The sequence below is a fragment of the Cytobacillus kochii genome, assembly GCF_044790165.1.
GTDB classification, from domain to species: domain Bacteria; phylum Bacillota; class Bacilli; order Bacillales; family Cytobacillaceae; genus Cytobacillus; species Cytobacillus kochii.
The window spans coordinates 2,240,779-2,265,276 of record NZ_CP085254.1 but is presented as its reverse complement, the minus strand read 5'-3'; the positions used below and the strand labels follow the sequence as shown (position 1 = coordinate 2,265,276).

20 protein-coding genes and 1 pseudogene are annotated in these 24,498 nt (G+C 34.2%); 12 read left to right on the top strand and 9 right to left on the bottom strand.

The features are described 5' to 3' along the window. Positions 1–133: 133 nt before the first annotated feature. Both LG276_RS11770 and LG276_RS11765 read left to right on the top strand, forming a co-directional pair. Positions 134–1,546 (top strand): FMN-binding glutamate synthase family protein, encoded by a 1,413-nt coding sequence (locus LG276_RS11770; protein ID WP_224936435.1) that lies wholly within the window; start codon positions 134–136, stop codon positions 1,544–1,546. Positions 1,547–2,066: 520 nt separating this feature from the next. After that, positions 2,067–3,152, top strand: a complete 1,086-nt coding sequence (locus LG276_RS11765; protein ID WP_224936434.1) for a Ger(x)C family spore germination protein — start codon at positions 2,067–2,069, stop codon at positions 3,150–3,152. 61 nt (positions 3,153–3,213) lie between these two features. On the opposite strand, the gene LG276_RS11760 is transcribed toward LG276_RS11765, so the two are convergent. Further along, a complete protein-coding gene (locus LG276_RS11760; RefSeq protein WP_251161597.1) occupies positions 3,214–4,302 on the bottom strand; it encodes a GerAB/ArcD/ProY family transporter in 1,089 nt (362 codons plus the stop codon). 70 nt (positions 4,303–4,372) lie between these two features. Continuing rightward, on the bottom strand, positions 4,373–5,896 hold the full coding sequence (locus tag LG276_RS11755) for a spore germination protein (RefSeq protein ID WP_263624163.1): 1,524 nt from the start codon (positions 5,894–5,896) through the stop codon (positions 4,373–4,375). Positions 5,897–7,211: 1,315 nt separating this feature from the next. Here LG276_RS11755 and LG276_RS11750 point away from each other — a divergent pair. Together LG276_RS11750 and LG276_RS11745 are read left to right on the top strand one after the other, a co-directional pair. Then, a complete protein-coding gene (locus LG276_RS11750; protein ID WP_251161596.1) occupies positions 7,212–7,397 on the top strand; it encodes a glycosyltransferase in 186 nt (61 codons plus the stop codon). Between the two features lie 232 nt (positions 7,398–7,629). Beyond that, entirely contained in the window at positions 7,630–9,192 is a 1,563-nt protein-coding gene (locus tag LG276_RS11745) for an alkaline phosphatase family protein (RefSeq protein ID WP_251161595.1), read from the top strand. Positions 9,193–9,635: 443 nt separating this feature from the next. Here LG276_RS11745 and LG276_RS11740 read toward each other — a convergent pair whose 3' ends face one another. Next, complete coding sequence (locus LG276_RS11740; protein WP_373370903.1) at positions 9,636–9,950, bottom strand: hypothetical protein; 315 nt, start codon at positions 9,948–9,950, stop codon at positions 9,636–9,638. A 32-nt stretch (positions 9,951–9,982) separates the two neighbouring features. Here LG276_RS11740 and LG276_RS11735 point away from each other — a divergent pair. The 8 genes and pseudogenes from LG276_RS11735 to LG276_RS11700 all read left to right on the top strand — a co-directional run. Then, a pseudogene (locus LG276_RS11735) lies at positions 9,983–10,327 on the top strand (Tn3 family transposase); the annotation flags it as partial. A gap of 301 nt (positions 10,328–10,628) precedes the next feature. Then, on the top strand, positions 10,629–12,338 hold the full coding sequence (locus tag LG276_RS11730; protein WP_404294330.1) for a sigma-54 interaction domain-containing protein: 1,710 nt from the start codon (positions 10,629–10,631) through the stop codon (positions 12,336–12,338). Between the two features lie 229 nt (positions 12,339–12,567). Continuing rightward, a complete protein-coding gene (locus LG276_RS11725; protein ID WP_404294327.1) occupies positions 12,568–13,482 on the top strand; it encodes a DUF917 domain-containing protein in 915 nt (304 codons plus the stop codon). Between the two features lie 78 nt (positions 13,483–13,560). After that, positions 13,561–15,114 carry a hydantoinase/oxoprolinase N-terminal domain-containing protein gene (locus LG276_RS11720; protein ID WP_251161593.1) on the top strand — a complete coding sequence of 518 codons (1,554 nt, stop codon included), beginning with the start codon at positions 13,561–13,563 and terminating at the stop codon, positions 15,112–15,114. 28 nt (positions 15,115–15,142) lie between these two features. After that, positions 15,143–15,871 (top strand): aspartate/glutamate racemase family protein, encoded by a 729-nt coding sequence (locus LG276_RS11715; RefSeq protein WP_095373692.1) that lies wholly within the window; start codon positions 15,143–15,145, stop codon positions 15,869–15,871. A 16-nt stretch (positions 15,872–15,887) separates the two neighbouring features. Then, entirely contained in the window at positions 15,888–17,198 is a 1,311-nt protein-coding gene (locus LG276_RS11710; RefSeq protein WP_224936427.1) for a cytosine permease, read from the top strand. 30 nt (positions 17,199–17,228) lie between these two features. Beyond that, entirely contained in the window at positions 17,229–18,323 is a 1,095-nt protein-coding gene (locus tag LG276_RS11705; RefSeq protein ID WP_224936426.1) for a DUF917 domain-containing protein, read from the top strand. Next, complete coding sequence (locus tag LG276_RS11700) at positions 18,323–19,903, top strand: hydantoinase/oxoprolinase family protein (RefSeq protein WP_251161592.1); 1,581 nt, start codon at positions 18,323–18,325, stop codon at positions 19,901–19,903. The genes LG276_RS11705 and LG276_RS11700 overlap by 1 nt, the downstream gene beginning before the upstream one ends. A 266-nt stretch (positions 19,904–20,169) precedes the next feature. Here LG276_RS11700 and LG276_RS11695 read toward each other — a convergent pair whose 3' ends face one another. The 6 genes from LG276_RS11695 to LG276_RS11670 form a co-directional block, all read right to left on the bottom strand. Beyond that, a complete protein-coding gene (locus LG276_RS11695; RefSeq protein ID WP_224936424.1) occupies positions 20,170–20,640 on the bottom strand; it encodes a DMT family transporter in 471 nt (156 codons plus the stop codon). Between the two features lie 14 nt (positions 20,641–20,654). Continuing rightward, positions 20,655–21,083 carry a DMT family transporter gene (locus LG276_RS11690; protein WP_251161591.1) on the bottom strand — a complete coding sequence of 143 codons (429 nt, stop codon included), beginning with the start codon at positions 21,081–21,083 and terminating at the stop codon, positions 20,655–20,657. An 80-nt stretch (positions 21,084–21,163) separates the two neighbouring features. Beyond that, positions 21,164–21,478 (bottom strand): helix-turn-helix transcriptional regulator, encoded by a 315-nt coding sequence (locus LG276_RS11685; RefSeq protein ID WP_191811650.1) that lies wholly within the window; start codon positions 21,476–21,478, stop codon positions 21,164–21,166. 1,125 nt (positions 21,479–22,603) lie between these two features. Beyond that, on the bottom strand, positions 22,604–23,077 hold the full coding sequence (locus LG276_RS11680) for a staygreen family protein (RefSeq protein WP_224936422.1): 474 nt from the start codon (positions 23,075–23,077) through the stop codon (positions 22,604–22,606). Between the two features lie 167 nt (positions 23,078–23,244). Continuing rightward, positions 23,245–24,006 carry a hypothetical protein gene (locus LG276_RS11675; protein WP_251161589.1) on the bottom strand — a complete coding sequence of 254 codons (762 nt, stop codon included), beginning with the start codon at positions 24,004–24,006 and terminating at the stop codon, positions 23,245–23,247. A gap of 74 nt (positions 24,007–24,080) precedes the next feature. Beyond that, positions 24,081–24,473: a helix-turn-helix transcriptional regulator gene (locus LG276_RS11670; protein ID WP_224936420.1), complete on the bottom strand. Its 393-nt coding sequence runs from the start codon at positions 24,471–24,473 to the stop codon at positions 24,081–24,083. Positions 24,474–24,498: the final 25 nt, after the last annotated feature.

Sequence of the window (24,498 nt, the reverse complement as noted above, 5' to 3'; positions counted from 1 at the left end):
CCCCTTAAGATGAATTTTATTAGAACTCCATATGTACTACTTGCTAGTGTTCTATATCAATATGATAATAAATTTTAATTTGGGCAATAATGGAGATGATGGTTGTTTATTAATACAAAGTGGAGAAGTGATTATGCCAAACATCTTATACTATTTTTCTTTTGTGATGATTTCAATATTATTTATCTTTTTGATTTTCATCCTTATTGGTTGGCGTTGGATGATAAAAAAAATAGCGAAAAAAATGGGGAAAATCATACTAACCGACGGATATCAAGAAAATCTTATGGAAATATTGCCCGGTTTACGCCATATGGGAATTCAAAATATGCTAGAAAACAGCTTGCGTGCCGAAACAGGCGATGTCCTACATCGTCCATTAGGCTCGTCAAAAAAGTGGCCACATTTTGATCCGATTACCTTTATCCCTACACAAACAACACCATTTCCTATAGATGGCGAAGCAGAGGTAGATGTTAAAGTAACAATTGGACCAAAAGCAAAGAAGCCAATGAAAATAAAAATACCATTACTGATCAGTGGGATGGCTTATGGCATTGCACTGAGCGAAGAAGTAAGGCTTGCATTGGCAGAAGCAGCTAACAATACAGGAACAGCAATTAATTCAGGAGAAGGAGGCGTTTTACCTGAAGAATTAAACGCCGCAGGGAAATATATATTGCAATTTTCAAAAGCGGAATGGTCAAAGGACGAGGATTTAATTAAACGTGCTGATATGATTGAAATTAAATTTGGACAAGGTGCACTATTCGGTGTGGGTACGAAAATTTCTCCAAAAAATCTAACCGGACGTGCGCGTGATGTAATGGGACTGAAAGAAAATGAAGATGCTGTGATTTATGATAATTTCTATGAAGATCAAACGATCGATGATATAAAGGAGCTTGTTAAGGAACTTCGAACTGTATCTGGGGGTGTTCCTATAGGTGTTAAAATGGGGGCAGGCGGAAAGATAGAAGAGGACATCGATCAATTAATTTATCTAGGTGTGGATTTTATTTCGATAGACGGTGGTCAAGCAGCTACAATGGGTGCACCGCCGATTTTATCTGATGATATGGGGATTCCAACCTTACATGCAATTGTTCGTGCTGTTAATCATTTAAAGAAGAGAAATATGAAAGGAGAAATTAGTTTAATTGTTTCTGGTGGACTTTTTGTTCCAGGACATTTTTTAAAGGTACTGGCATTAGGTGCTGATGCTGTTTATTTGGGTTCTGCTATTTTATTTACGGTCGCACATAATCAAATATTTCAGGCAATTCCTTTCGAACCACCTACACAAGTTGTATGGAATGAAGGGAAATTCAAGGATCAGTTTAAGATTGAAGATGGGGTGAAAACTGCAGAAAAATTTTTAACAGCGAGCATTGAAGAAATGAAAATGGCCTTAAGAGCAATGGGGAAACGCTCATTAAAAGAACTTTCAAAAAAAGATTTAGTATCCTATGATGAGTTAACAGCTAAAATGGTGGGAATTCCATTTTCATTTGAACCTTGGAAAGTCAACCATAAAGAGAAATAATCATCAATTATTTTATTAACATAAATAAGTTTGAGTATAATCTGATAAAAAGATGGTTCCAGATAGTATTCTAAAATTATTGCTTCACAATATTGGATTTTAATAATACAAGTTAGTTAAAAACAGGTATTTGATTATATAGAAAAAGAGCCTGATTTACTAATGAAGAGGCATAAATGTATTGGTATATTCTCAATTTATCTTGTCATAATTTACGGCAATTAACAAAGAATAATTTATAACAATTGAGATTATTTTTTGTATATACTATTTAATCTATTTTTAAAAGTGAATGTCCTTTTAAATTCATCCATAGTTTTAGGGCTTTTTCCAATAAATTAAGTATTAGTACAGGAAACTATGCAATCTCTGCACTCGCAACAAAGTCCTATAATATATGAATAGTTGTCACATTATATAAAGGTTTGGGCGGAATAATGATATTGAATCAATGTCACTGTCGAATATCTATGATTACCTGACCTTAATTTGGTAAATTTTAATGTCAAGGAGTATATTAATGATAATTAAAAAGTCGCTCATCCCTATCTGCTGTATTTATTTACTTGTAGGCTGTGTTCAGACAGAAACAATTGAAAATCTTCAGATTGCGGAAGGCATCGGTTATGATTCTGCTGACAATAAAAAATACGAATTAACTTTGGATGTTGCTATTTTCAGTACAGGTAAGGATAAAAAAGTGACTAACACAACCCTCAGCGATGTGAATTTTACTGGATATGGTGCTGCAAGAAGTGCTCAAAATGAGTCGCCTAAACCTGTTACAGTGGGTAAAGTGTTGGTTGCTGTCTACGGGGAAGAATTAGCAAAAAAAGGTGTTATTAAGATTCTTGATGGTCTTAAAAGACATCCATCTATTGGAAGAATGGTTGACTTTTGTGTAATTGAAGGAAACGCCAAGGAATTATTAGAAGGGACATACGCATTTGAAGAAACACCTTCCCGTTATTTAAAGAATCTTCTTGAACATCATAAAACAGGAAATTTACCTTCAACAAATTATCATGAGTTTATGTACAATTATTCATCTAAAGGTCAAGATCCCTTTATGGTGCTTGTCAAAAAACAAAACGATAAAATTAAGCTCAGTGGTCTAGCCTTATTTAAAGAAGATAAATACATAGATGCTATACGGGGGGATAAGCTTTTCTTATTTAAAATGTTATATGAACATATAGATTATGGGACGTACGAGGCCTCTTTTCCTGAAGAAGATACTTATATAGCATTGGAAACTATAAAATCGAAAGTGGATTATCAAATAAAGAAGGGGATGACCAGTCCAGAAATTGAGATCACTGTTAAAGCTAAAGCTTTTATTAATGAAGTTATCTCTGACATTAAGTTGCAGAATGCGGCTGATGAAAGGAAGCTTGAAAAAATGATAGAGGCACATTTAAAGGAAAGCAGTTTACAAATGATTAAAGATTTTCAAGAAAAGGGCATTGATCCACTTGGTTTTGGAGATAGAGTTAGAAGCCAAACAAGGGGATGGAAAGCAGATAAATGGCGGGAACTGTATCCAGATGCCTCCGTAGATGTCAAAATTAAATTCGATATTATAGAAAAGGGCATTACTGAGTAAAAAAACAGAAACGAATAGATTTTAAGTTATTTCTAAATTTTTGTGAGGGGATATTCATACTTTATTTACCCCCTCTCAGCTTCAATATAAGCCTTTGTAAAATAAACAAAATGGGGATGTAACCATATACAAAAAAGAAAGTAACTTCTCCTGAAAATCTTCTAAGTGCTTCGATACTTGTCCGATCTTCAATTAATCCTGAAGCAGCTACTAAAATGATTATGATCACACTCAAAATAAGTTTTTTGTTAAATGAAAATATCTCTATAATTCCACGGTGTGCTCCCCAGAATGTCAAACAAATATTTGGCAATACAATAAATATCCATGCAGCTATTCCTAAATGTTCAAAACGCTCAAAAAATGGAAATTCGATAATTTTCCAAATTGTGATTGTTCCCCATAATATTTCTTGCAGCTGACCTTGATTATAAAAAACGAAAGTAACTAGAGCTATAAAGACATAAACAAGTGTTGTGACTATAACTGCTAAATGAGCCCATTTTTCAGACCTTTTCGGATGCTTAATAAATGGGTAATACATAAATAATAATTCAAATCCGCTCAAACCTAATGTGGCATTTCTTGCTGAATCAATCAATTCTCTAAAACTATGGTCCATTACAGGAAGCAAGTTACTAAAATGAGCAAATTTCAGCGGGAAAAGAAATGTTAGTAAAATTGGTATCGAGTATAGGGTACTTAAAAAACATATCCCAGTTACAACTCGTAGTCCGTTAATCACAAAATAACCGGCTGCTATTAAAAGTACTAAGCTAAAAAACCATGGAGTTAATTGCGGAAATACCCATAATTGTATGATTTCGATATATGAACGTAATACAGTGAAACAAAGCATTAATAAATATAAAATAAACAGCAGACTAAGAAAACCACCAACCCATTTGCCAAACAATTCCTTGTGAATAGCAATTAAATCTCCTTGTCCTTTGTTTAAAATACGATATAAGATGAAGATTAGAAGGTGTAAACTTAACCCAGATATTATTATTGAGATCCAAGAATCGTGTCCAGCAGACTTACTTATTCCTCTTAAGTCGAGGACAGAGATACCTGTCTGCATTGAATGAATCAGATAAAAGACAAGGAAGGGTGAAATAAGTAAGTTTTCTTTTAAAAGATTTCGCATAAACCTCACCAAATTTCCATAGTAGTTGTTCAAGATCCATTTGCTGTTACGATAAAAAGCTCTATGCTCCTTATTTATTTTTATTCTTATCATGTTTTTGATTTAGGCGATCTGAATTTGCACGATTTGAGTCTTCAGGTCTTTGGTAGATTGGACGCTTAGCCTGACGATTGAACGGCATACGAAAAAAGGCATCTTTTAAATCCGTTAAACGTGGCGGAAATATAGGTTCAATAAATGGCCTACCTAAAGAGGTCAACCCTAATAGGTGGCAAATTGTAATTGCAAATAAAATAGCGATTCCGACAAATCCCCACAAATGTGCAAATAATATAAAAGGAAAGCGAATGAAGCGAATGGTGTTGCTCATTTGGTAGACTGGTGTTGTAAAAGATGCTAGTGCTGCAAGTGCTACAATAATTAGTAATACGCTGCTAGTTAAACCAGCATCTACAGAAGCTGTTCCAATTACAATACCGCCAACGATACCAATTGTCTGTCCGACTTTACTAGGCAATCTTGCACCAGCTTCACGCAATAGTTCGATAACAAATTCCATTATCAGCACCTCTAGTACTGGTGGAAATGGGACATTTCCTCTTGATGAATATATGGTGGCTAAAAGATTTATCGGTAACATTTCAAAATGATATGTCAATATTGCGATATAAAAAGGAGTAGAAAAAACTGAAAAAGCTACAGCGAATAGACGAATCAATCGAAAGAATGATGCCATATGCCAAATAAGAAAATAATCTTCAAATGCCGAGAAAAATTCAACTATTGTTATAGGAGCATATAGGGCATGCGGTGAACCATCAACTAGAATCACAATTTTCCCTTCTGTTAATACTGCACAAACACGATCAGGACGTTCCGTATCGAGCAGCTGTGGAAAAGGTGAATTTTTATTATCAGAAATCATTTGAGTTATATACGAACTATCAATTATATTGTCATATTCAATATCAGATAATCGCTGTATTACTGTATTAACATTTTCCTGATTAGCGATGCCATCAATAAAAAGAACAGCGATTCGTGTATTTGATATTTTCCCAACCTCAATCTCTCTTAAATGTAACTGCGGAAGTGGAAGTCTCTTTCTGATTAAGTTAATATTTATATCAAGTGTTTCCACAAATGCTTCCTTCGGTCCAACTACACTAAACTCTACTTCCGGTATTGTTACTTGTCGTGATTCAACAGTAACAGCAGGTATCAGTAAACAGTTCGAATCATGTTCACTAAATTGAATCATAATTGAACCAGTCATTATTTTCTTTTGGATTTCTTTTACATCATCAGTTATTAATTTCTGTTCTATTGGAAGTAATTTTTCTATGTCTTTTAGGCTAGTAAAGGTGTTTTCTGTTAAATGTGACAGTACATCACGATGGATAAACTCCGGGTTTACTAAAGTATTCATATAGCTAATAATGCAACTAGTACTTCCAGTTTTGAATTCAAACCGTTGAAAGTCTTTCGATGGTTTTAACGCTTTAATTAAATCATCTATCTTAAATTCTGTTTCAGTATCGTCATTGTTTTTATTAAATAATGTCTTTTTCGATTGGTTAAGCCATTTTAGCAAGGGTAAAGCCCTCCTTATATATTTGCATTGAAAATAGAAGGTTTTTTTTCCGATACTGATTCTTTGGTTATTTGTATTTATAGGTTATCCAATAAATTGATTAATATTAGGGGAAGAGCAGAGGAAAAGTTAAATTAAAGAGGTAGGTTCTCCAGGAGCGCATCAAGCAGCAATCAAACGTTTATGTATGGAAAATAAGGGATGTAAAAAAGTTTAGTATCACCCTTTATATGCTGAAGAAACTACTTAATTACAAAAACACATATATCAAATCTATTATGTAGGATTTAAAAGTAAAAGTATGTTTAATTTGCTATTCTCCATTTTTAATGGTTCAGAAACTTTGAATGGGTTCACTTAGAATACATGGTTTCCAAGTAGTAATTGGCGTTTCCATGCTACACCAACTCTTCAATAGTCACTTTCTCAACTGTTTTATCAGACCGTATGACAAAGCCACCTTGTCATACATTTTTCCTTTAAGAGAAAGAATAAATCCTCAATCTATCCTCATTCTTGGGTGCAAACAAATAACGGAAAGAAAATCAACCTAATCAGCAAAAATCGGATGTTATGGGACTGACATTGAACCATTAATGGATAGCTTTTCTGAGTAAATAGATAGCAGATTTTTCGATTTGTCTCCTACCATTTAAGTACCTATATTTACTAACTTTTTTAAGACTAATTTCTCTCGGTCACTTCTTTCGGCTGTTTGTTCAAGCCAATGTTGTTTTTCGTTTTTTCATTATTCCTTCTAAAAAAGAACGATTAGATACTGAGGAATTTTCAATTACTATCACTTTTATTACAGTTAATTAAAGACATTGATAATTCTTATACTACCCTCGGCTAAAGTGATGGATAAGTATATCATTCTTTGTTTCCAACAAGAAGACAAATGTCATGAAACATATTTATACATGTTTATACCAATAATATCAGCATCATTTTTTTATAAATTATCCAACCCTATATAAATCAGCTTCCCATTAAAAATGGGAGTTTCCAAAAAAATATTACCGTTACAGGAATGCCAATAACCTCGAATTTTTGGATTAGAAAAAATAACAAACAAGAAATAAGAAAGGAATTAAACCTTAAAAATATTTCCTACTGTTATGGTAATGGGAGGAGGATTAGGACTAGGTGGAATCCAGACACTAGCATATAAACTTATAAAATGGAAAGAAAAGATAAACATATTAATATTCACTGGAAGGAATGAAAGGCTAAGAAGGAATTTTTTGAAAAATGAAGTGTATCATCATCCTAATATTCAAATTATAGGTTTTGTAAACATATTGACAAATGGATGGAAGCAACAGATATCCTCATCACAAAATCTGGTGGCTTAACCTGTTTTGAAGCATTAACAAAAGGGTTACCTTTGTTTATTTATCAACCAATTCCGGGACATGAAGAAAGTAATTGTGATTATTTAGTTAATGAGGGTTTAGCTATTAAGATCGATGATTCAACTAATATCGATCATTTATAGAAAAGTTACTTTTTTCCCCTACAGAGATGAATTTTTTGCATGATAGTATAAGTACGTTTCAAAAAAAATTAGATCCACTAGCGGGTGCTGAATTCATTATTAAACTCCTTCGTTAAGTCATAGTAATATCTGAATGCCCGTAGTTGTATATACCTTGCTCTTCAATATAATCATTCATAGAAAATGAATAATTTGGAAAGAATAATTCGAAAAACACGAAGGTGGTAAAATGATGCGATTTCGATTAGTTTTTATTGTATTTCTTTCTATTCTATTATTTTATTCCACTGCCCATACAAATAATCAAGAGCAAGATACCCCAAATGCCATTCAAACGAATAATGAAAACTCCCCTAAAATTGTCCTTATTATCATTGATTCATTGATGGATAAGCCTTTAAAAAAGGCAATTCAAGAGAATAAAGCGCCTGCCCTTGATTTTTTTTTAAATCATGGTCGTTATCATAATAACTTAGTCAGTTCCTACCCAACAATGTCAGTCTCAATAGATAGCTCTTTGATAACAGGAACTTATCCTGATAAACATAAAATTCCTGGGCTTGTATGGTATGACGAAAATGAACAGCGTATTATTAACTACGGAAATGGTTTTTTCGAAATGATGAAGATTGGGATTTCTCAGTTTACTGAAGATAGCTTATACCAATTTAATAATGTAGATCTCAGCTCTAATGTTGAAACCATTCACGAAGTTTTAGACAAAAGTGGGAAAGAAACAGCTTCTATAAATTCTATTATATACCGAGGGAACTATGAACACATTCTTAAAATTCCAAAAGTCTTAGCGAAAACAACTACTTTACCTGAACAATACAAAACCTTTGGACCAAAGATCTTATCATTGGGTGCTTTTATTCGTCAAGACGAAAAAAATTCACATTTATTCAATCGGCTAGGGCTTAATGATGCATTTGCAACTCAAGAATTAAAATATCTTTTAGAGCAAAACATACTTCCTGAATTTACAATTATGTATCTTCCCGCAAATGATCACTTCGTTCATAGAAAAGGGCCTGAAACGATTGAAGGTATTGAGAAGCTTGATAAACAACTACAGGAAATATTAAATGTATTTCCAAATTGGAATAATGCCCTTGATAATATGGTTTGGATTATCATTGGAGACAGCCCACAATCACTTGTTAAGAAAAACAAAAAAGAAGCTTTAATTGATTTAAGAGAAATTCTATCGAACTACAATATTTTAAAGCTTGATGAGCTTGTTCGTAATAATGATGAACTTGTTATAACAGCAAATGAACGTATGGCGTATATATACAAGATCAGTAAGGATTGCTCCATGCACGATATTGCAAGTAGATTGCAAACAGATGAGCGTATAGCATGGGTTGCGTGGAAGGAAAACGATATGATTCAAGTGGAATCAGGCGATCAAAAAGGGGCGTTACAATTTAAACCCAAAGGGGATTTTAAAGATATTTATAATCAAAATTGGTATATAAAAGGAAATAGCTCAATTCTTGATCTGACAATAAAAACTAAAAATCAATTAAAGTATGGAGATTACCCTGATGGATTAGCAAGATTGTATGGAGCACTACATTCACAAAAAGGAGATTTTCTAATAGTTGATGCCAAACCTGGTTACGAATTTATTGGAGAAAGTTCTCCTGAACATACAGGAGGTGGGGCTCATGGCTCGATGCATAAAAATGATTCTCTTGCACCTATAATTGTAACAGGTACCAATAAAAGTATAGATGATTTGCGTATTGTTGATTTAAAAAAATGGATATTAGATTTCTTAGAATAGTATTTAAAAATGAAGTCTTAATCATCCAGAAGTAAAAGGATTGATTCGTCAATAAGGAAAGAAAGAGTAGAATTTTTTGTTGTGAAGATTGTAGTCATAAAATACATATGGATGCCATTAAAAATTTCTTTTGATATTTAAAATAAAGTTGCATAGTTCAATAACTTTTTTCCAAATCGCCATTTAACTAACGGAGCAACAAAAAAACCTAATTTCTTAATAATGAATTATTAGATTTTGTGTCTAATAATTGAGGTGCAGTTCAATGCTGAGAAATTAGAAATTAGGCTTTTTTGATTGTTCTATTAAAGCACCTAGATTACAGAAAATCATCGGTATGTTTCCAGTACAACATTATTTTAAATCAACGGTGACAATCTATATTTCATTCACCATAACGGCCATTATCGGAGGCAACGCTTAGATTTGTTGTGAACAATAATTTAAGAGACAGGAACATACATACACCAATGAAGATCTTCGTTTCCATCTACATGGGAAGCAGAATGAATGCGGAAATTATTTGTTTGATTTTGTACGTCATTTATCGAAATGAAACTAACTTTCTTCTGTTGTATATTGTGCTGGTCCCATAAGTTTTGAAACAGCTTGCTTTGCTGTTTTAGATTTATAAGGATTTGATTAAGAGTTGGGTCATCTGGGTAGCGCTCATAAACTGCTACTGAGTAAGTTGATAGTTTGCTCCAGTTTTGAATCCGATCCCGAACACTGGGTTCTAAGAAAAGAAGTTGCAGCAATTACCTTTCTTCTAGGGCACAAGAAGAAAACAAAAACAATCTTTATTCTGAATTACATTTCGGATGAATCTTTAAGAAGAAAAATACAAAATGGATTGAATAAAGGAAAAGCCATGAATGGAATGGCAAGAACCATTTTCTTCGGAGAACAAGGAGAGCCTAGAGAACCAACCATACAGGATCAACTGCAAAGGACAAGTGTTTTAAACATAATTATCAATGCCATCAGTATCTGGAATACTCTACATCTAACAAGAGCAGTAGAATATCAAAAACGGACAGGTAATTTTAATGAAGACTTATTGCACCATATATTGCCTTTAGGTTGGGAACATATCAATATACTAGGAGAATACCATTTTAATCAATGTAAGCTTAAAATCATTCAACTAGGCTTCAAATATAACGGAACATCTTCCAGGTGGGGCTCACACACGAAGAAATATCAGCTGGTACAATTGACAGTATGCAATCAGCGAGAGATTTCACAATCATTGGCTCACTTAAGCCTTGGGATGCGCGACCTTAATTCACCTTATAAAAGGATTTATTTAAACTCAGGTTTATTTTTCATAAGGTTCATTTAAAGTGAAATTAATCTAAATGCGTCAATATACCAATGGGACATCTTGATTATTTGTTATAATAACTTTAATCTCAGTAAAAGTGGTGATCCTGTTGTTATCTGAATTATATAAAAGTGAAATAACGACAATTGCTATAAGGTTCTTTCGCCACTATTCTTGTAAGATACATATCTATTTTGAGAATTGTGATAGGAAGAATTCAACCTTTGGTGTCCTTATTGAAGAAAAACTCCGGAAAAATAGGAACTCAATTGGACAATTATTTAAAGAATCGTGTAGCATTTGTACTGACTTATGTACATTAACTAAATACCCTGATGAAGAAATAAGTATGACCCCCATTAGGATAGCGGATCAAATAGTGGCATATCTTGTTATGCAAAGTGGCATGAAAAATGAACAGCGATATGAAACATTAGAACTCATTGACTCTCAATTGGACTTATGTAAATCGACAATCGAAATAAAATTACAAAGTCTAGAACTAGAACGTCTTTATCATGAAACATTAGATGAACTGCAAATCTTTTTACAAACTACAAGCGATGTATTTGTCCTTATTAACAAAGAAGACGTCATTGAAACGACCAGTCAAACATTCTCCTCTATTAATGAGGAAAGATTAAATGTAGTAGGCTTAAATATTTCGACTTTAATGTACAGTAGAGATTGGGAAAGACTCAAAAAAGATAAAGTCATTGAAGAGGTTGAATTATTGGTGAATAAAGGAAAAGCTACGGTTTCTTTAAGAACAATCAAATCAAATGATGTAACAATATCTTATTTAATACAAATATTAATGGATAAAGGAACTGTGAAAAAACCGATTGCTAAACAAACGCTCTATACTTTTCAACAAATTAAGGGGACTAGCCATAGTATTCAAAAAACGATTGAAAAAGCACAGAGAGTAGCTAATAGTGATTCATCTATTCTATTAAGAGGTGAAAGTGGTACGGGAAAGGAAATATTTGCCCAAGCTATTCACCATGGAAGCAATCGAAGTAAGAGGCCATTTATTGCGCTAAATTGTGCAGCCATACCAGAATCACTATTAGAAAGTGAATTATTTGGTCATGTAAAAGGTGCATTTACTGGTTCACATACTACAAGGGTTGGGCGCTTTGAGCTCGCAAATGGCGGTACGCTTTTTTTAGATGAGATTGGTGATTTGTCTCCTTCTCTTCAAGCGAAGTTATTAAGGGTTGTTCAAGAAAGAAGAATAGAAAAAGTAGGTGATAATCAATCAACCCCAGTAGATGTAAGGATCATTACTGCTACTCATCAAAACTTGGAGCAATTGGTTCAAGTAGGGAAGTTCAGAAAAGATTTATATTACCGTTTAAATGTTATACCGATTGTCATCCCACCTTTAAGAGATAGAAGGGAGGATATCCCTATATTGATTGAATATTTTATGAAAAACTTATCAAAACAAGCTGGAAAAAAACCGAAAAGAATTTCTAAAGAAGTATTGGAGATTTTATTGAATAACAATTGGAGTGGAAATATTAGAGAGTTACAAAATGTCGTGCACCACTTTGTTCAATTAGAAATCGGTGAATTAGTGACTCAAAAAAGTTTGCCAACGTATCTTAAAGATGAAATACAATCTCAAATACAATTACAACCAAATCATAAGCGTATATATAGAACACAATCCAATGAAAACAAAGAGGAAATCCTCCGACTATTAGATGAATTTGGAAGGGATACCTTAGGTAAAAAAAGAGTAGCAAAATCCTTGAATATAAGTTTACCAACCTTATACCGCAAACTGAATAAATTAAGAATTAAGTAATTTGAGAATCAAAGAGAAAAGTTGAGAAAAAATGAGAAATCAATGTATTTAACCTGTTTTTCTCAATTATCATTCTCATGTTTATATTTAAAAATCCTCTCACTTGAGAGGATTTTCACGTTTAACCTAGATACATAAAATTGCGAGATTCGTGGTTTTTTAAGTTATTATTTTATTTTTTTGAATATTGGTATAGAACTTGCAACTAGTAAAGAAAGGAGAGAAAGAAATGCCTTGGAAAATAACTAAAGAAGACATTCGATTCATTTCCCTTGGGGCAAGGATATTATCTTGTGGAGGTGGTGGTAATACAAGATCAATGGAAGCTTTAATATTGTCGGTGATGAAAGACGATGATGTGATAGAGGTGATACCCATTCATGAAGTGAGGGATGATTGGTGGGTAACTGCTATTGGAATTATGGGTTCCACAGTCCTCTTTAATGAAGATTTACCGACAGGCGAAGAAATGGAAACAGCACTTAGTTTATATGAAAAGGAATATAACAAAAATGTAGATGCCCTCATTTCTATCGAAATAGGTGGTGTGAATGCTTTGGCTCCCCTATTACTTGCTCTAAAGCGGCGCCTTCCTGTGATTGATGGAGATGGAATGGGAAGAGCATTTCCAGAGCTTTATATGACTACTCTGCATTTAAATGGTATTCCACTTGCCCCTCTTTCACTAGTAACGCAAGATAATATGAAGTTCGTTCCTTCTTCATACACTTCCGATCAGGCAGTACATGAAGCTAAATCATTTGCTAATAATAATGGAGGGCATAGTCACGTAGTCGGCTATGGTGCAAGTGGAGATGAGATCAAAACTTCGATGTTGTCAGGGACACTTTATTTAGCCTATCGTTTAGGGAAAATTATTACGTCTTATGGCGACGGAATCATCCGATTAAAGCAAATAAAGAACGTATTTGAAAATTCGATCTACGGAGAATTATCTCTCGTTATTAAAGGGTATGTAACAGAGGTCTCTCGTTGGTTTGAAAATGAAGTGATTGTTGGAAAACTATTTATTGAAAGCTATACAAAACAACATAACCAGAAAATTGAAATCCAATTTATGAATGAATTTTTTACCATTCATAATGGCGAAAGCATTTATCGTTTTAGTTATACCTGCTCCTAACATATTGCATACTACAGATATGTTAACACTCATACACATGAAAGAATCTTATCAACTGTTAAAGAAAGAGGAAGACCAATGAGGTTAGGAATTGATGTAGGTGGAACAAATACTGATGCAGTTATCATTGATGACTCAGGCAATATAAAGGCCTGGTCAAAGCAATTGACGACAAGTAACTTGGGAGAAACCATCTATGAAACCGCAAAAATAGCATTAAATGAGGCCAATGTAAAGCCAGAATCGATGAAAGGGGTCTTCTTAGGCACTACACATGTACTAAATGAATTGTATTATCCAAAAAATTTAGCCAAGACAGCTTTGATTCGTTTAACCAAGAAACCATCAAAAATCAAACCTGGTTTATTTTGGCCAAGTCATTTAAGTAAATACATTATAAAAGAGTTTCATTTAGAAACAAAATATGATTTTACAATGCAAATACCTCATTATGATGAAATCGATCATGAAAGTGTATTTAGGATAATGAAGGAATTAGAAAAAGCAAAAGTAGAGTCAGTTTGTATTGTAGGTGCCTTTTCTTCCTTTTATGAGGATGAAGAAAACAACTTAAAAAAAGTGATCGCCTCTCATATGCCTTCTCTTTCTGTCACTGTATCTAATGAAATAGGAAGTATAGGCTTTTTGGATCGTGAGAATGCCTCTTTGCTTAACTCAATGTTGTCATTTGTGATGAAGGATGCGTTAAGCTCCATTAATGATATCTTTAAAAACTTAGGTCTGCATTGCCCTTATTGGATAACGCAAAATGATGGATCATTGATGAAAGTAGAAGAAGCGATTAAGTTACCTATTTTCACAATCGGTTCTGGCATAACTAATAGTTTACGTGGCGCTTCCAAACTTACTGGTTTAAAGAACTTCATAGGGATTGATGTTGGAGGCAGCACAATTGATATTGGTATGGTAAGTCATGGTCATCCACAAACAGAAGAAGGACCAGTAAAAGTATTGGATATTCCAGTGAATGTTAGGCTGCCAAAAGTACACTCACTTTCAACAGGTGGAGGCAATTTAGTCAATACTCATAATGGTGATTTATTAATTGAAGATACAATTGCAAGTGATATAACAAAAGATGGGCTTGCATGGGGAGGAGAACAATGGACAATATCCGACTCGTTTTTAAAAATTTTTCCTCATTCATTCAAGGATAAACACATTAAATATGAAAATCTAGAAGGTATTTCAACAGAAGAATGTTTAAAAGTAGTAAATACGGTATCAAGCAGGATAAGAGAAAAAATTAGACAATTACAACCTAAAGATCAATACGTCCCACTCGTTCTAGTTGGAGGTGGAAGTCCTTTACTTCTAAATAATATTTTCACTAAATTTGATAAAGCTATCCAGCCTGTAGGTTATCAAATATGTAATGCCGTAGGAGCTTGTTATGCTCCCCTAAGCACAAGTCTAGACAAAGTTTTTTGGCTAAATGATCGTACAAAAGAGGAAATTGTAGAAAGAGAGAAAGAGAGGGTAATTACAGAGTTAATTCATAAAGGAGCAAAACCTGAAACGATCAAAATTAATAGAGTGGAGGAATTTCCATTCGATTATTTAAAAGGTGAAATGTTTCGTTTAAAAATAATGGCATTTGGTGATTTATAATCTTATTTTAAAAAAGAGAGGGCGAAATATGAAAATTAAAGTGATTGCACCTATTATCTCAGACACATTTATGGATGAAATGAAAAAAGAATTTACTGGATTTTCCTATCCTCAAACAACCATTGATGTAACAAACCTAGATTACGGGCCTGCTTCTATAGAAAGTGAGTACGATGAAGCCTTATGTGTACCTGATTTTATCGAAAAAGTAAAACAAGCGGAAGCAGACGGATACGACGGTGTGATTAGTAATTGTTTTGGAGATCCAGGAGTGAAGCCAGCTAGAGAGGTCGTTGATATTCCAGTAATAGGCCCTTGCGAGGCTTCTATGCTGTTTACAAGCACACTGGCAAAACGTTTCTCTGTTGTAACTGTTCTCCCCAATGTCGTTTCAATGATTAGTAACATTAGTAAAGTAACAGGTGTTTATCATAACCTTGCCTCTATTCGTTATGTAAACATCCCCGTTTTAGAAGTACATGAGAAAGAGAAGTTAAAGAGTGCTCTTTTAGATGAAATGTTAAAAGCGATTAAAGAAGACCAAGCAGAAGCACTAATTTTGGGCTGTACTGGATTTATGGGGGTAGCTAGCGAACTCCAAATGAAGCTAACTGAAAAAGGCTATGACATTCCAGTTGTAGATCCTGGCTTTGCAGCGACAAAATTATTAGAAGCTACAATAAGTATGGGAGTGAAGCAAAGTCGCATTACTTATATGAAGCCGCCAAGTAAACAAAGAGTGATGAATACGAATTGAATGGAGGGATAGGACGTTGGCAAATCATTCTACTATTGGGGACGATTATTCATTAACAAGGGTGCCTCAGGAGGCTAGGCGATCACTGTGGAGTATTACGATCATTCGTGTCGGGGCATTAGCAACCATTTCACAATTTATTTTGGGAGCATCTTTAGGATACGGGATGACTTTCTGGCAGGCATTTTGGGCTACGTTTCTAGGTAGTGTGATTCTTCAAGTGGTTGGTTTCCTTTTAGGGTATGCAGGCGCGAAAGAAGGGTTATCTACAAGTCTTTTAGCTAGGTGGACAGGGTTTGGGCGCCATGGTTCGAGCATAATTGGGGCAGTTATAGCTATTTCTTGTATTGGTTGGTTTGGTGTACAAAATTCCGTGTTTGCTGAAGGAATTGTACAATCTACCAATGGAGCGGTTTCTTTACCCTTAGCAGCAACATTAACAGGAATTGGTGTAACCATTTTGGTTATTTTCGGTTTTAAACTTTTAAGTATTACAGCTTCAATCACTGTACCCTTATTTCTAATAGCTGTCAGTATAGGAATTTATCAAACACTAAAAGGACAGAGTTTTTCTGATTTACTAGCAACACAGCCAGCAGGTGAGCCTTTATCAATTGGCGTTGCTGCGACCATGGTTGCGGGTGGATTTATCATAGGTGCGGTGATTACACCGGATTTTAGTAGGTTTGCTAAGAGTGGAAAAGATGTTTTCTGGATGACTACCATCGGATTATTAGTAGGAGAATTAGGGATTAACATGATTGCTGTCTTAATGGCTTTAGCGGCAAGAACAAATGATGTAGCTAATATTATGATGACAACAGTTGGCTGGTTAGGGGTGATGGTTGTGGTCCTTTCCACTGTTAAAATCAATAATTTAAACTTGTACTCATCATCCCTCGGTTTTACTAATATTTTTGACTCATTATTTCGAATTCAATTAAATCGTGGAATGGTTACGTTACTTATTGGTATTATTGGTACGCTATTATCTGTATTAGGGATATTAGAACGTTTCACTGATTTTCTCGTTTTACTTGGGATACTTGTTCCACCTGTTGCGGGAATTATGGTTATTGACTATTTCATTTTAAAGACACATAGGAAAATACTAGACGAAAGTCGCCAGAAGGGCCAATTGCCTGCAAATACCGAGAAACTTGGCTGGCCTACAATTTTAGCCTGGGGATGCGGAGGATTAGCTGGTTATTTTATTACAATAGGTATACCATCTATTAACTCGTTAGTGATTAGTGCGGTCATTTATTATGTGGCAAAAAAAATGGAGCGATTATATAAAACTGATATTCATGCAGATGTAGCATAAATATTTAGAAACTTCAAAGGAGTGCGTCAAATGAGAAAAATAGGAAAACAAGAAATTGAGGATATGGCAATTGGTGCAGCTTTACTTGGAACGGGCGGAGGTGGAGATCCGTACATCGGTAAGTTAATGGCGCTTCAAGCCATTGAAGAATATGGAGAGGTAATATTATTAGACCCGGAGGAAGTACCTGACGATGCATTGGTTGTCCCATCATCAATGATGGGTGCACCCACTGTTATGTTAGAAAAAGCACCAAGTGGTGAGGAAGCTATTCGTGCTTTTAATCAATTAGAGGAATATTTAGGTGAAAAGATATACGGGACTTTTCCTATTGAAGCGGGTGGTGTAAATAGTATGTTACCTTTTGCATTAGCTGCAAGATTAGGAATTCCAGTAATAGATGCTGATGGGATGGGACGAGCATTTCCAGAACTCCAAATGGTAACCTTTTATTTAGACGGGATATCAGCAACTCCTGCAATAATAGCTGATGAAAAGGGAAATACAGCGCTATTGTCTACAATTGATAATGTATGGACAGAGAGGATTGCTAGATCTGCAACTATACAAATGGGTGGTTCTGTCATGTGTGCGATGTATTCAATGACAGCTAAAGACCTTAAGAAAAGTGGGATTACAAATATTCTTAAGCTTGAAGAGGAAATTGGGAAAAGTATTAGATTAGCCAAAATAAATAATGTGAATCCTATAGAAAAAATTTTAGAAACAGTCAATGGCTTTGAGTTATTTAAAGGGAAAGTCATTGATATAGATAGGAAAACTGAATCAGGTTTTGCAAAGGGTGTCGCTACTTTTGAGGGGCTTGAACAAAATAAAGGTGAAAATTTAAAACTCCGCTTTCAAAATGAACATCTTATTGCTCAAACGAATGAAAAGGTTTTATGTATGACGCCGGATTTAATAGCTGTACTCGATTCAGAAACAGGTTTACCTATAACAACAGAAGGCATACGCTATGGATCTAGATGTGTTGTAATTGGCATCCCTTGTCATCCAAAATGGAGAACAGAAAAAGGCATAGCAACAGTAGGGCCAAACTACTTTGGCTATGATATGGCATATACACCTGTAGAGGAACTTGTAAAAAAAGGAGTGACACAATGATGGCAACATATAGAATTGGAATTGATGTAGGTGGTACTCATACTGACGCGGTCTTGTTAAATGACAAGAATGAAGTCATATCAGAAACAAAAGCTTCAACTACTGAAGATGTAGCTAGAGGCATATATCATGCAATGCACAAAATTGTTTCTCATGCGAATGTGCCAAAAGAAAATATAAAATATGCAATGTTAGGAACAACTCATTGCACGAATGCGATTGTTGAAAGAAAGAGACTAAATCAAGTGGCGGTAGTACGAATTGGTGCGCCAGCGACACTGGCAGTCAAACCTTTAATAGGTGTCCCAAACGACCTTAGAGAATTACTAGGTGAACATGTCTTCTTAGTGCGAGGGGGTCATGAATTTGATGGAAGAGAAATAGTTGAACTTGATGAAAATCACTTATATGAAATCGCAAATGAATTAAAGGAAAAAGTGGATTCCATAGCAATTACTTCTGTTTTCTCTCCGGTATCAAAGGCACACGAAGAAAGAGCAGCCGAGATTTTTCAAGAAGTATTGGGAGACTCTATCGCATTATCGTTATCTTCTGAGATTGGTTCTGTAGGGCTATTAGAAAGGGAGAATGCGACCATATTAAACGCTTCAGTTATTAATGTCGCAAAGATGGCTGCAGAAGGGTTTATCGATGCATTAAAAAATGAAGGGATTCAAGCGAAAGTATTCTTTGGACAAAATGACGGAACATTGATGTCTGTAAAATATGCAATGAAATACCCTATTTTCACAGTAGCATGCGGACCTACTAATTCTTTGAGAGGTGCTTCATATTTAAGTGAATTATCTGATGCCATAGTCGTAGATGTAGGAGGAACAACATCTGATGTAGGTGTGTTAGTGCAATCATTTCCACGAGAATCTTCTCTTGCAGTTGAGATTGGTGGAGCAAGAACGAACTTCCGTATGCCGGATTTAGTTTCTATAGGCTTAGGGGGAGGAACAATTATAAAAATAGAAGACGAACATTCTTTTACAATCGGTCCTGAAAGTGTGGGGTATCGATTACCAGAGAAAGGATTGGTCTTCGGTGGAGATACATTAACTACTACTGATGTTGTTGTGGCACTTGGGAAAAGTAATTTAGGAGACGTTAAAAAAGTGTCACATCTTGATAAAAATTTATTAGATAAAATATACGTAAGAATGGTTGAGATGGTCGAAGAAGCAATAGACAGAATGAAAACAAGTGCTGATCCAGTTCCCGTTATTCTTGTTGGAGGAGGTAGTATTTTACTACCAGAAACCCTTAAAGGCGCCTCTCATGTTATCCGCCCGAACCATTCAGGTGTAGCAAATGCCATTGGCTCAGCCATTGCTCAAGTAAGCGGGCAAGTGGAAAAGATATTTGTACTAGATGAGATTGGCAGAGCTGCTGCGTTACAAAGCGCAAAAGAACAAGCAATAAAAGAAGCTGTGGAAGCTGGGGCTGAACCAAGTAGTGTAGAAATTGTAGATATTGAGGATGTCCCATTGGCCTACTTGCCAGGAAATGCAACTAGAGTAAGGGTGAAAGCGGCAGGGGACTTAAAATATCAAAGCGAGGTTGCTATCCATTAATAGCAAAAGGTACAAATAGTAGGTAAAACACAGACTGATGCTTTTAACAGAGTCAAATTCAAAACCAGTCATCTATAGTGTTGATGACTGGTTTTGTTGATTCTTACTACCGTAATGAGATATGAACTGCAAGTCCCGCTCTAATAGAGCTGAAGTATAATAGTTAAATTCATTGCGGTAAAAAAATTGAGATGATTTAGCTATGCTACCTAATGACTTACTGGATAATAGGGGATTCTTAAATGCATTAAGTGAAGTAACCTCAACTACTTTTGTTGTTTCGCTTCTACCACAGAACGCTTATTACCTTTAAATATGAAATATAAGGCTATTAACATAAATAAAAGAGCAAACCATCGTTTAGTATCCAGTGGAATAATTAAACTATTAAACCATCCAAAGTGATCAATTACAACACTAATGACTAATTGCCCGATTATCACCGTAATACTAGTAGCTATAACGCCAATTTTTGTAACAGCAAAAACATTAAAGAGCAAAAATATAACTCCTAAGAAAACTGCACTTAGTTGCCAAAGAGGTGCGTCAAATATGGCAAATATATTTCCTTGACCAAAGAATAATATGATAAGGGCCAATAACATACTGCCTGTTATAAATGTTAAAAACGTAGTTTCGATTGTACCTGCTCTACGGCTGAATGATCCATTTATTGCTGATTGTGCACTTAATGTTATGCCACCAATTAAAGTAAACAAAATCATAATAATTCCCATAATAAAAACCTCTCCTAGTTAACTAATATGAGTGCTATCATCATTGAAATGACAGCTAAAACTTTCTCTCTATTAATTTTCACTTTATTTGTTCCTAACCATCCAAAATGCTCAATTACCATACTCATAATCAATTGGCCAAGGATTACAGCAACCATAGTGATCCCAACTCCAACAAATGGGATACTAATTACTATTGCTGTTAAGTAAACAACACCTAATACTCCTCCTAAAAGGGACCATTTAGGTGCTTTAACTGCGTATGATAAATTACCTTTTCCAAAAAATAACCATAATAGACCAAGAATGATTGCACCTACAATAAAGTTATAAAAACTAGTCTCTAATTTTCCAATATTTTTACCTAGTTCACCGTAAATAGCTCCTTCAAAACTAAGTGCCATTCCAGCCAATAATGCAAAAATATATGCAATAAACCGCATGATTAAATCCTCCTGTCTTAAATTTAAATATCTAGAATTATCGATATATGCATTAAAAAAAATACGAAAATCATAAAAACTTAGATTTCCGTTTTAAAATATTCAGCAAATTGACTAATAGCTTCCTCATTTCTTCGATAATAAGTCCATTGACCATAACGAACAGATTCTAATAATCCTGCTTTCTGCATCATATTTAAGTAGTGTGACACTGTAGATTGGGAAACTTTAGCCTTTTCTTGTATATCTCCAACACATACTCCGCCTTTGTAACTCACTTCCTTAGGTAGGTGAGCACCCTGTTTAGGAAAGTGCTTCTCTGGATCTTTTAACCACAGTAAGATATTTAGCCTCGTTTCATTAGATAATGCTTTAAAAATATCGATAGGTTCCATATTGCTATTATATCGATATTTCTATATATGTCAAATTGATGTATTAAACGTTGTTAGTAAAGGCAGAAGAAGGGAGGGAGAATTTACATAAAATTAAAGATATGCAAAATTTACTCTATTAGAAAAATCACCAGCTGTGTATAAACATATTAACTATAAGTGGGGGAAGAATATAGTACACTATTAGTTAATCTCATGTTCTTATATTTAACTATTTAAGCCCAGCGTTCTTAAATGAATGAAAATCTTTTTAAAGTAGCATTCGAGCAATACTTATTATGTAAACTGAGGAATGAATTTTATCATGAATGACAAAAAAATATCCAATACTCAGCATAATTAAATCAACGTCAAAGTTAATGGGAAGGTACCACGGTATCCGAAAACAAATCATTAGTTTATCATCCTGACCATTCGAAAGAATAAGGATTATGAAAGGTTAAAGAACTTTGGCATAGAAAAATGAACATAGTTGCTATTTTTGCATAGATCGAAGTGAAGACGTAAGCGGGAAATCGCAATGAAATGAAAGTAACTACTTTTCTTATCATTTTTATCTAGTTTACATAATATATATTATAGGAAGTTAAGTAATTTTAATCATTTCTGTCTCAATATCTAAGTATACTTAAAACATTGAGACAGAATAAAATTTTATGATTCCTGATCTTATTTTTGTGATAAATTGTTTTCCATTGTAATCAAAAATTGCAAATCTATATGTAATCCTATTTAATAACTTTAACAAAATGATTGATTCGCATATGATTCAAGTTTTAGTGTATCAATCAATCTATTATCCAATTAAAAAAAATCGCAGTTAACTCAATGATTTTATTTACGTTCTTGCTCTATCTAAGTTGTATCCGATTAAAATACCGTATTAACTCTTTCTTAGCTACCTTTTCTATTCTTGCTTCAGCATTGCCAGCTGCTGAACGCTCATAACTAAGTTTAGATGTAACAGAAAATAGCTTTATCCATTATCATGTTTTTCTGCATGATATAAAAATTACTCCTTAATCACTAAGGTCATTCACAATTTTAATTAACTGCTAGATATTTTTAATTGGAAAAAGTTATAAACCATGCTTCGATTTATAACTTTTAGTTTACATAATAATATTATTGTCTTTGTAAAGCTTTGCTTAAAAACTGTCTTACATTTCCATAATATTGTATCTTATTAAACGCAGGATAATCAGATTGAAACTGTACGTAGATTGGTGAATCGAGTAACCATGGATAATGCTGTAAAAAATGTTGATCCCCATAAACCAGCGCTGTTAACCAAGTATTGATTTCTCTTTCATAAATAAGATATCGTATCTTAGCATACGGTTCAGTATACTCTCCTTTGCTAATTTGAAATCGGCAGAACAATACATATTGCCCCATTTGCGGTATCCACTGTGCCTGAAGCGCGTCAGAATGAGTGTTCTCATTGCTTTTTACGTTCTCAATAGAAATGCTTAAATAAGCTTGTTCATCTCCATAAGGCTGTCGAAAGTAATAATTTCTATATTCAACTGGCTTAACATTTGTTGCAGGAGCAAGAATATCAACCTTTAATTTTGTTAAATCTAATTCTTGATTCATTGAATCCTTCCCCTTCATTAAAAGATTGTTACTTCTATACATCATATGCCCATTAGCTAAAGTTGTGCTAGCTAGAGATTTGTACCCCATTCTCTACCCATATCATAAAAAATGCTTATAGTTTATCTTTAAAGAAGATAAACTATAAGCTATTTAGCCATAACCGCTTATTTGTTTCTTACATCCAAAATTTCTACGTTCACTAATTGCCATTTTTCATTTTCTCTTTTCCAAAAAGATTGCAAATAAGCTATAGTATCATTTTGGTCTATACCTGTGACCCTTTGCATTCCCTTCAAGCCCTTTTCTCCCTTTGTATTTTCAAAAGGAGTAAGCATATTGTATGAGTTAACAGTTAGTTCAAATGGTTCGTTTAATTTCCCTTTATGATATATACCGAGTTTTTCATATGCTTTTGCATTCCCAGCCAAATCAAAAGTTACTTCCCTATTTTCATTTTCTACTGCAATAACAGCTTCGTAATTATCCTCTAATTGCGCAGTAGAAATGACTGGGTCAGGTACACCTAAGTTAATTAGTTTTCCATCTTGATAACTATAAAGATAGAATGAAGCATTTTCTCCACTATCTTCGCTGTTGATTTTCACTAGCAATTCCTTTTCACCATCATCATTAAAATCAATTATCTTTAATCGTGGGTCAAACCCCGGTTCTAAATCTACTTTGACAGTTTTTTTAAGATCATCTTCTACTTCTAATGATAATTCTTTAAAAAAACCAGCTTCCTCTTCATAACGGATACCTTTAATTTTTATCGTCTCTTTTAACTCTTTTCCAGAAAGCTCTGCTTCTTGGGTAATGATTGTTTTTTGCTCTTCATTCTTGTCTACACCGGCATATACAGCGGTCATCGTGGATAAACTCATCAAGAAAAAGGCAGTTAATGCGACAAGCACTTCTTTCTTCATTATAAAGACCCTCCTAACATTATTACAAGGATGCCCTTTATTGGAAGAATAATGCAAAAAGAGACTTGAAAAATTTATTTTCTTTTTATTGGTCCGTAATGATCACTCATGGCCTGATTTAGCAGTCCTAAACAACGGTCAAGCTCCACTTTCATTTGCTTTCTATATAGTTCGTATTCTTGCTTCCCCTTATCCGTAAGATGATAAATAATAATTTCTTGAAAATCTACTCCAGGTTCACCAAGTAACTTTTTTTCTCTTCTCACCCATCCCTCTCTCGTTAACTCATGTAATGTTTTATAGATTTCGGAATGAGTAGGATGATATCCATATGGTTTAAATTCGGTTCTCAGATCATCTAAAAACTGAGTACCATAACGTTTATTCGCTTCAATCATTTTTAGTAAATACAACTTCAAAAATGCTCTTTGTCTTACAAGAAAGCCCCTCTTTAATTCAGATTCCATTGTTCTCCCCTACCTTTGCTATGAA

Bases quoted from the DNA above. Each gene is read 5' to 3' on its own strand.
- LG276_RS11770 (WP_224936435.1), top strand. From the start codon at position 134: ATGCCAAACATCTTATACTATTTTTCTTTTGTGATGATTTCAATATTA.
- LG276_RS11765 (WP_224936434.1), top strand. From the start codon at position 2,067: ATGATAATTAAAAAGTCGCTCATCCCTATCTGCTGTATTTATTTACTT.
- LG276_RS11760 (WP_251161597.1), bottom strand. From the start codon at position 4,302: ATGCGAAATCTTTTAAAAGAAAACTTACTTATTTCACCCTTCCTTGTC.
- LG276_RS11750 (WP_251161596.1), top strand. From the start codon at position 7,212: ATGGAAGCAACAGATATCCTCATCACAAAATCTGGTGGCTTAACCTGT.
- LG276_RS11745 (WP_251161595.1), top strand. From the start codon at position 7,630: ATGCGATTTCGATTAGTTTTTATTGTATTTCTTTCTATTCTATTATTT.
- LG276_RS11725 (WP_404294327.1), top strand. From the start codon at position 12,568: ATGCCTTGGAAAATAACTAAAGAAGACATTCGATTCATTTCCCTTGGG.
- LG276_RS11720 (WP_251161593.1), top strand. From the start codon at position 13,561: ATGAGGTTAGGAATTGATGTAGGTGGAACAAATACTGATGCAGTTATC.
- LG276_RS11715 (WP_095373692.1), top strand. From the start codon at position 15,143: ATGAAAATTAAAGTGATTGCACCTATTATCTCAGACACATTTATGGAT.
- LG276_RS11705 (WP_224936426.1), top strand. From the start codon at position 17,229: ATGAGAAAAATAGGAAAACAAGAAATTGAGGATATGGCAATTGGTGCA.
- LG276_RS11700 (WP_251161592.1), top strand. From the start codon at position 18,323: ATGGCAACATATAGAATTGGAATTGATGTAGGTGGTACTCATACTGAC.
- LG276_RS11695 (WP_224936424.1), bottom strand. From the start codon at position 20,640: ATGGGAATTATTATGATTTTGTTTACTTTAATTGGTGGCATAACATTA.
- LG276_RS11690 (WP_251161591.1), bottom strand. From the start codon at position 21,083: ATGCGGTTTATTGCATATATTTTTGCATTATTGGCTGGAATGGCACTT.
- LG276_RS11685 (WP_191811650.1), bottom strand. From the start codon at position 21,478: ATGGAACCTATCGATATTTTTAAAGCATTATCTAATGAAACGAGGCTA.
- LG276_RS11680 (WP_224936422.1), bottom strand. From the start codon at position 23,077: ATGAATCAAGAATTAGATTTAACAAAATTAAAGGTTGATATTCTTGCT.
- LG276_RS11675 (WP_251161589.1), bottom strand. From the start codon at position 24,006: ATGAAGAAAGAAGTGCTTGTCGCATTAACTGCCTTTTTCTTGATGAGT.
- LG276_RS11670 (WP_224936420.1), bottom strand. From the start codon at position 24,473: ATGGAATCTGAATTAAAGAGGGGCTTTCTTGTAAGACAAAGAGCATTT.